Raw genomic sequence first — 6,772 nt, forward strand, 5'->3', positions numbered from 1 at the left:
GTGGATGGATAAAGCGTCATCCACCCTACGGATTACGGTATCGGAGTCACTGATGGCCATCCTGCACACCCAGATCAACAGCCGCTCGCCGGAATTCGCCACCAACAGCGCGGCCATGCTCGCCCAGGTCGATGACCTGCGCGCCCTGCTCGCCCGCGTCCATGAAGGCGGCGGCGAGAATGCCCAGCACCGGCATTGCTCGCGCGGCAAGCTGCTGCCGCGCGAACGGATCAACCGCCTGCTGGATATCGGCTCGCCGTTTCTCGAGATCGGCCAACTGGCGGCCCATGGCGTCTACGGCGAAGAAGTACCCGCCGCCGGGGTGATCGCCGGCATCGGTCGGGTCGAAGGCGTCGAGTGCATGATCGTGGCCAACGACGCCACGGTGAAAGGCGGCAGCTACTACCCGCTGACCGTGAAGAAGCACCTGCGCGCCCAGACCATCGCCCAGCAGAACCGCCTGCCGTGCATCTACCTGGTGGATTCCGGCGGCGCCAACCTGCCGCGCCAGGACGAGGTATTCCCCGACCGCGAACACTTCGGCCGGATCTTCTTCAACCAGGCCAACATGAGCGCCATGGGCATCCCGCAGATCGCCGTGGTCATGGGTTCCTGCACCGCCGGCGGCGCCTATGTGCCAGCGATGGCCGACGAGGCGATCATGGTGCGCAACCAGGCGACCATCTTCCTCGCCGGCCCGCCGCTGGTGAAGGCCGCCACCGGCGAGGTGGTCAGCGCCGAGGACCTCGGTGGCGCCGATGTGCACTGCAAGACCTCGGGGGTCGCCGACCACTACGCCGACAACGACGAACACGCCCTGGCCCTGGCCCGGCGCAGCATCGCCAACCTCAACTGGCGCAAGCTCGGGGTGCTGAACAACCGCGCACCGATCGCCCCGCTGTACGACGCCGAGGAGCTGTACGGGGTGATCCCGGCCGACGCCAAGCAGCCCTTCGATGTACGCGAGGTGATCGCGCGCACCGTCGACGGCTCGGTGTTCGACGAGTTCAAGGCGCTGTTCGGCGCCACCCTGGTCTGCGGCTTCGCCCATATCCAGGGCTATCCGGTGGCGATCCTCGCCAACAACGGGATTTTGTTCGCCGAATCGGCGCAGAAAGGTGCGCATTTCATCGAACTGGCCTGCCAGCGCGGCATCCCCCTGCTGTTCCTGCAGAACATCACCGGCTTCATGGTCGGCCAGAAGTACGAGGCCGGCGGCATCGCCAAGCACGGCGCCAAGCTGGTCAACGCGGTGGCCTGCGCCAAGGTGCCGAAGTTCACCGTGATCATCGGCGGCAGCTTCGGCGCCGGCAACTATGGCATGTGCGGCCGCGCCTACGATCCACGCTTCCTGTGGATGTGGCCGAACGCGCGGATCGGCGTGATGGGCGCCGAACAGGCCGCCGGGGTGCTGGTCCAGGTCAAGCACGAACAGGCCGAACGCGCCGGGCAGCGCTTTTCCGCCGAGGACGAAGCCAAACTCAAGCAGCCGATCCTCGAACAGTACGAGCGCCAGGGTCACCCCTACTACTCCAGCGCCCGGCTGTGGGACGACGGCGTCATCGACCCGGCGCAGACCCGCGAGGTGCTCGGCCTGGCGCTGTCCGCCAGCCTCAACGCGCCGATCGAGCCGACCAGCTTTGGCGTATTCCGCATGTAGGGGCGCGCGGGGCCGCCTAGGCCGCGCGCACCATTGTTCAATGTATCGGTGCGCACGGCGCACCCTACGGAATCGATCATGACCGACTTCAGCACCATCGAACTGGAACAAGACCCCCGCGGTTTCGCCACCCTCTGGCTGAATCGCGCCGACAAGAACAACGCCTTCAACGCCGAGATGATCCGCGAGCTGATCCTCGCCCTCGATGAGGTGCAGGCCGACAAGAGCCTGCGCTTCCTCCTGCTGCGCGGGCGCGGCAAGCACTTTTCCGCCGGCGCCGACCTGGCCTGGATGCAGCACGCGGCGACCCTCGACTACAACGCCAACCTGGCCGACTCGCGCGAACTGGCCGAGCTGATGCACAACCTCTACCAAGTGAAGATCCCGACCCTGGCCGTGGTCCAGGGTGCGGCCTTCGGCGGTGCGCTGGGCCTGATCAGTTGCTGCGACATGGCCATCGGTGCCATTGATGCCCAGCTGTGCCTGTCGGAGGTGCGCATCGGCCTGGCCCCGGCGGTAATCAGTCCCTTCGTCGTGCAGGCCATCGGCGAACGCGCGGCGCGCCGCTATGCCCTGACCGCCGAACGCTTCAGCGGCGAGCGCGCCCGTGAGCTGGGCCTGTTGGCCGAGAGCTACCCGGCCGATGCGCTGGACGACGCAGTCAACGACTGGATCGCCAACCTGCTGCTCAACAGCCCCCAGGCGATGCAGGCGAGCAAGGACCTGCTCAAGGAAGTCGCCAGCGGCGTGCTCACCCCCGCCCTGCGCCGTTATACCGAAAACGCCATCGCCCGTATCCGCGTCAGCGCCGAAGGCCAGGAAGGCTTGCGCGCCTTCCTGGATAAACGCAAACCCAGCTGGCAGGAGCAACAATGACTACTCCTCGCGATCCAGTGCTCCATACCGTCCAGTGCGACAGCTGGCTCGATAAACGCCAATCCCTCTGGCAGGAGCAACAAGCATGAGCCTCACGCACATCGACACCCTGCTGATCGCCAACCGCGGCGAAATCGCCTGCCGCGTCATGCGCACAGCCAAGGCCATGGGCATCAAGAGCGTGGCGGTGCACAGTGCCATCGACCGTAACGCCCGCCACGTGCGCGAGGCGGACATGGCCATCGACCTGGGCGGCGCCAAGCCGGCCGACAGCTACCTGCGTATCGACGCCCTGATCGCAGCGGCCAAGGCCAGCGGTGCCCAGGCCATCCACCCGGGCTATGGCTTTCTCTCGGAGAACGCTGGTTTCGCCCGCGCCATTGAACAGGCCGGCCTGCTGTTCCTCGGCCCGCCCGCCAGCGCCATCGACGCCATGGGCAGCAAGTCCGCCGCCAAGGCCCTGATGGAGGCCGCCGGCGTGCCCCTGGTGCCCGGTTACCACGGCGACGCCCAGGATATCGAGACCTTCCGCGCCGCCGCCGAAGTCATCGGCTACCCGGTACTGCTCAAGGCCACCGCCGGCGGTGGCGGCAAGGGCATGAAGGTGGTCGAACGCGAAAGCGAGCTGGCCGAGGCCCTGGCCAGCGCCCAGCGCGAGGCACAGTCCTCGTTCGGCGATTCGCGCATGCTGGTGGAAAAGTACGTGCTCAAGCCGCGCCACGTGGAGATCCAGGTGTTCGCCGACCAGCACGGCCACTGCCTGTACCTCAACGAGCGCGACTGCTCGATCCAGCGCCGCCACCAGAAGGTGGTCGAAGAGGCGCCGGCACCGGGCCTCAGCCCGGAACTGCGGCGCGCCATGGGCGAGGCCGCGGTCAAGGCGGCCCAGGCCATCGGCTATGTCGGCGCCGGTACCGTGGAATTTCTGCTGGATGAGCGCGGCGACTTCTTCTTCATGGAGATGAACACCCGCCTGCAGGTCGAGCACCCGGTCACCGAGGCCATCACCGGCCTCGACCTGGTCGCCTGGCAGATCCGCGTCGCCCGTGGCGAGCCGCTGCCGCTGACCCAGCAGCAGGTGCCCTTGATCGGCCACGCCATCGAAGTGCGCCTGTATGCCGAAGACCCGGAGCACGACTTCCTGCCGTCCACCGGGCACTTGAGCCTGTACCGCGAACCCGCGGCCGGCCCGGGTCGCCGCGTCGATACGGGCGTAGCCGAAGGTGACGAGGTCTCGCCCTTCTATGACCCGATGCTCGGCAAGCTGATCGCCTGGGGCGACAACCGCGAGGAAGCACGCCTGCGCCTGCTGGCCATGCTCAATGAAACCTGCATCGGCGGGGTCAAGACCAACCTGGCGTTTCTGCGTCGCGTGCTGGCCCACCCGGCCTTCGCCGATGCCGAACTGGATACCGGCTTTATCCCGCGCTACGAAGCGCAGCTGCTGCCGCCGCCAAGCGAGCTGCCCGCCGAGTTCTGGCAACTGGCTGGCGACGCCTTCGCCCAGAGCGAGCCGCTACGGCGCAAGCACGAAGACTTCCATTCGCCCTGGGCCGCCACCAGTGGCTGGCGCGCCGGCCTGCCGGCTGAAATCGACCTGCACTTGGCCTGCGACGGCGTCACGCAAAAGGTGCGCGCCTGCGGCGTCGCCCGGCTGCAGGGCGAGACGCTGTTGTGCAGCAGCCCGCGAGACACCGAGGTTCAGCCAGACGCACTGCAACGGCGCCTGCATGCCATCCGCCAGGGCGACACCCTCTATCTGGAATGGCAGGGCGACCTGCACGCCGTCAGCCAGCTCGACCCGATCGCCGAAGTAGAAGCCAGCCACAGTCATCACGGTGGCCTGATCGCACCGATGAACGGCAGCATCGTCCGCGTACTGGTCGAAGCCGGCCAGCAGGTCGAGGCCGGCACCGCCCTGGTGGTGCTGGAGGCGATGAAGATGGAGCACAGCATCCGCGCGCCGCATGCCGGCACGGTCAAGGCGCTGTATTGCAGCGAAGGCGAGATGGTCGGCGAAGGCGCCGTGCTGGTCGAGCTGGAAGAAGCCCGAGCGCAATGATCGGTGCGATCATGACATTCTGCGCAGCGCACTCAATCGTAGGGTGCGCTGTGCGCACCATTGCTCCCCCAAATGCCGAGGAGACGCCAAATGAATTTGCCTCAACAGGTGCGCCTGGTCGAAGTCGGCCCGCGCGACGGCCTGCAGAACGAAAAACAGCCGATCGGCGTGGCCGACAAGGTACGTCTGGTCGATGACCTGTCCGCCGCCGGTTTGCGCTATATCGAAGTCGGCAGCTTCGTCTCGCCCAAGTGGGTGCCGCAGATGGCCGGCAGCGCCGAGGTCTTCGCCCGGGTCCAGCAGCTGCCCGGCGTCACCTACGCCGCCCTGGCCCCCAACCTCAAGGGCTTCGAAGCGGCACTGCAGGCCGGAGTCAAGGAAGTGGCGGTATTCGCCGCCGCCTCCGAGTCCTTCTCGCAGAAGAACATCAACTGCTCGATCGGCGAAAGCCTTGAGCGTTTCCTGCCCTTGATGGACGCCGCCAAGCAGCAGGGCATTCGCGTGCGCGGCTACGTGTCCTGCGTGCTCGGCTGCCCGTACGAGGGCACCATCGCCCCCGACCAAGTGGCGGATGTGGCTCGCGAGCTTTACCACATGGGCTGCTACGAGATCTCCCTCGGCGACACCATCGGCGCCGGCACCGCCGGAGAAACCCGGCGCTTGATCGAGGTAGTCGGCAGCAAGGTACCGCGCAACAAGCTGGCCGGGCATTTCCACGACACCTACGGCCAGGCCCTGGCCAATATCTACGCCAGCCTGCTGGAAGGCATCGCCGTGTTCGACAGCTCGGTCGCCGGCCTCGGCGGCTGCCCCTATGCCAAAGGCGCCACCGGCAATGTCGCGACCGAGGATGTGCTCTATCTGCTCAACGGCCTGGGCATCGGCAGCGGTATCGATATGGATCTGCTGATCCAGGCCGGGGCGCGTATCTGCGCGGTGCTGGACAAGCCCAACGGCTCGCGGGTGGCGCGGGCCTTGCTCCAGAGAGCGACCGGCTGAATAGGAACGAGCGTTTCCCCTCCTTGACCGCGCGGCACAGCAGCGCGGCCTTTTTTATGGCTCCGCCCCAATCAGCTGGTGCGTGAGTCGCTCCTGCCTGCGAGATCAGGTGGCAGCCCGCGTCTGGGTAGGGTGCGCCGCATGCACCTGCGCAGCCGGAGGCTCTTGGTGCGCACAGCGCACCCTACAGAATTGTCACAACAGGCAATTGGGACCTAGCCTTTTTATCCTGCGCCAACCTACGAGTACCGGCCCTATGCTTGCTCGGCCGGGGGCATGACCAAGAAAAACGCCGGCGCCTGCAATCGTTGCGGGGCCGGCGTTTTCAGTAGGGTGCGCTGCGCGCACCGCAGGCTTAGCGTTCGATCGCCAGGGCCACGCCCTGCCCGCCGCCGATACACAGGGTGGCCAGGCCCTTGTGGGCATCGCGCTTGATCATCTCGTGCAGCAGGGTCACCAGAATCCGGCAGCCGGAACCGCCGATCGGGTGGCCGATGGCAATGGCGCCACCGTTGACGTTGACCTTGCTGGCGTCCCACTGCAGTTCCTTGCCGACGGCCAGGGCCTGGGCGGCGAAGGCTTCGTTGGCCTCGATCAGGTCCAGTTGCTCCAGGCTCCAGCCGGCCTTGGCCAGGCAGCGCTGGGTGGCGGAGACCGGGCCGATGCCCATGATCGCCGGATCGACGCCGGCGTTGGCGTAGCCGGCGATACGCGCCAGCACCGGCAGACCGAGGGCCTGGGCTTTTTCCGCGCTCATCAGCAGCACCGCGGCGGCGCCGTCGTTGAGGCTGGAGGCATTGCCGGCGGTGACGCTGCCGTCTTTCTTGAACGCCGGTTTGAGCTTGGCCAAGGATTCGGCAGTGGTGCTGGCGCGCGGCTGCTCGTCGGTGGCGAAGCTGAGCGGCTCGCCCTTGCGCTGGGGAATCAGGATCGGGGTGATTTCATCCTTGAAACGACCGGCCTCGATGGCGGCGCAGGCCTTGCGCTGCGACTCGGCGGCGAAGGCATCCTGGGCCTCACGGGAAATCCCGTACTTCTCGACCAGGTTTTCGGCGGTGATGCCCATGTGGTAGTCATTGAAGGCGTCCCACAAGCCGTCGCTGATCATGCTGTCGACCAGCTGGGCGTGGCCCATGCGCAGGCCGGTGCGGGCCTTGGGCATGACGTAGGGGGCC

General features: G+C 66.9%; 5 protein-coding genes. 4 read left to right on the forward strand and 1 reads right to left on the reverse strand.

Features of this window, described 5'->3' with window-relative positions; all coding sequences use genetic code 11:
• The first annotated feature begins 52 nt into the window (after positions 1-52).
• The 4 genes from R3355_RS21600 (at position 53) to R3355_RS21615 (ending at position 5,597) form a co-directional block, all read left to right on the forward strand.
• A complete protein-coding gene (locus R3355_RS21600; protein ID WP_318963130.1) occupies positions 53-1,660 on the forward strand; it encodes a carboxyl transferase domain-containing protein in 1,608 nt (535 codons plus the stop codon).
• 78 nt (positions 1,661-1,738) lie between these two features.
• A complete protein-coding gene (locus tag R3355_RS21605; RefSeq protein WP_318963131.1) occupies positions 1,739-2,536 on the forward strand; it encodes a gamma-carboxygeranoyl-CoA hydratase in 798 nt (265 codons plus the stop codon).
• Positions 2,537-2,621: 85 nt separating this feature from the next.
• Entirely contained in the window at positions 2,622-4,598 is a 1,977-nt protein-coding gene (locus R3355_RS21610; protein ID WP_318963132.1) for an acetyl/propionyl/methylcrotonyl-CoA carboxylase subunit alpha, read from the forward strand.
• Between the two features lie 90 nt (positions 4,599-4,688).
• Positions 4,689-5,597: a hydroxymethylglutaryl-CoA lyase gene (locus R3355_RS21615; protein WP_318963133.1), complete on the forward strand. Its 909-nt coding sequence runs from the start codon at positions 4,689-4,691 to the stop codon at positions 5,595-5,597.
• A 355-nt stretch (positions 5,598-5,952) separates the two neighbouring features.
• On the opposite strand, the gene R3355_RS21620 is transcribed toward R3355_RS21615, so the two are convergent.
• On the reverse strand, positions 5,953-6,772 hold an 820-nt coding region (locus R3355_RS21620; protein ID WP_318963134.1), incomplete at its 5' end, for an acetyl-CoA C-acyltransferase.

Origin of the sequence: Pseudomonas sp., assembly GCF_033723075.1 — a bacterium.
In the GTDB taxonomy this organism is placed as follows: Bacteria; Pseudomonadota; Gammaproteobacteria; order Pseudomonadales; family Pseudomonadaceae; genus Aquipseudomonas.

Coding starts and splice junctions, on each gene's coding strand:
- R3355_RS21610 (WP_318963132.1), top strand. CDS start 2,622: ATGAGCCTCACGCACATCGACACCCTGCTGATCGCCAACCGCGGCGAA.
- R3355_RS21615 (WP_318963133.1), top strand. CDS start 4,689: ATGAATTTGCCTCAACAGGTGCGCCTGGTCGAAGTCGGCCCGCGCGAC.
- R3355_RS21600 (WP_318963130.1), top strand. CDS start 53: ATGGCCATCCTGCACACCCAGATCAACAGCCGCTCGCCGGAATTCGCC.
- R3355_RS21605 (WP_318963131.1), top strand. CDS start 1,739: ATGACCGACTTCAGCACCATCGAACTGGAACAAGACCCCCGCGGTTTC.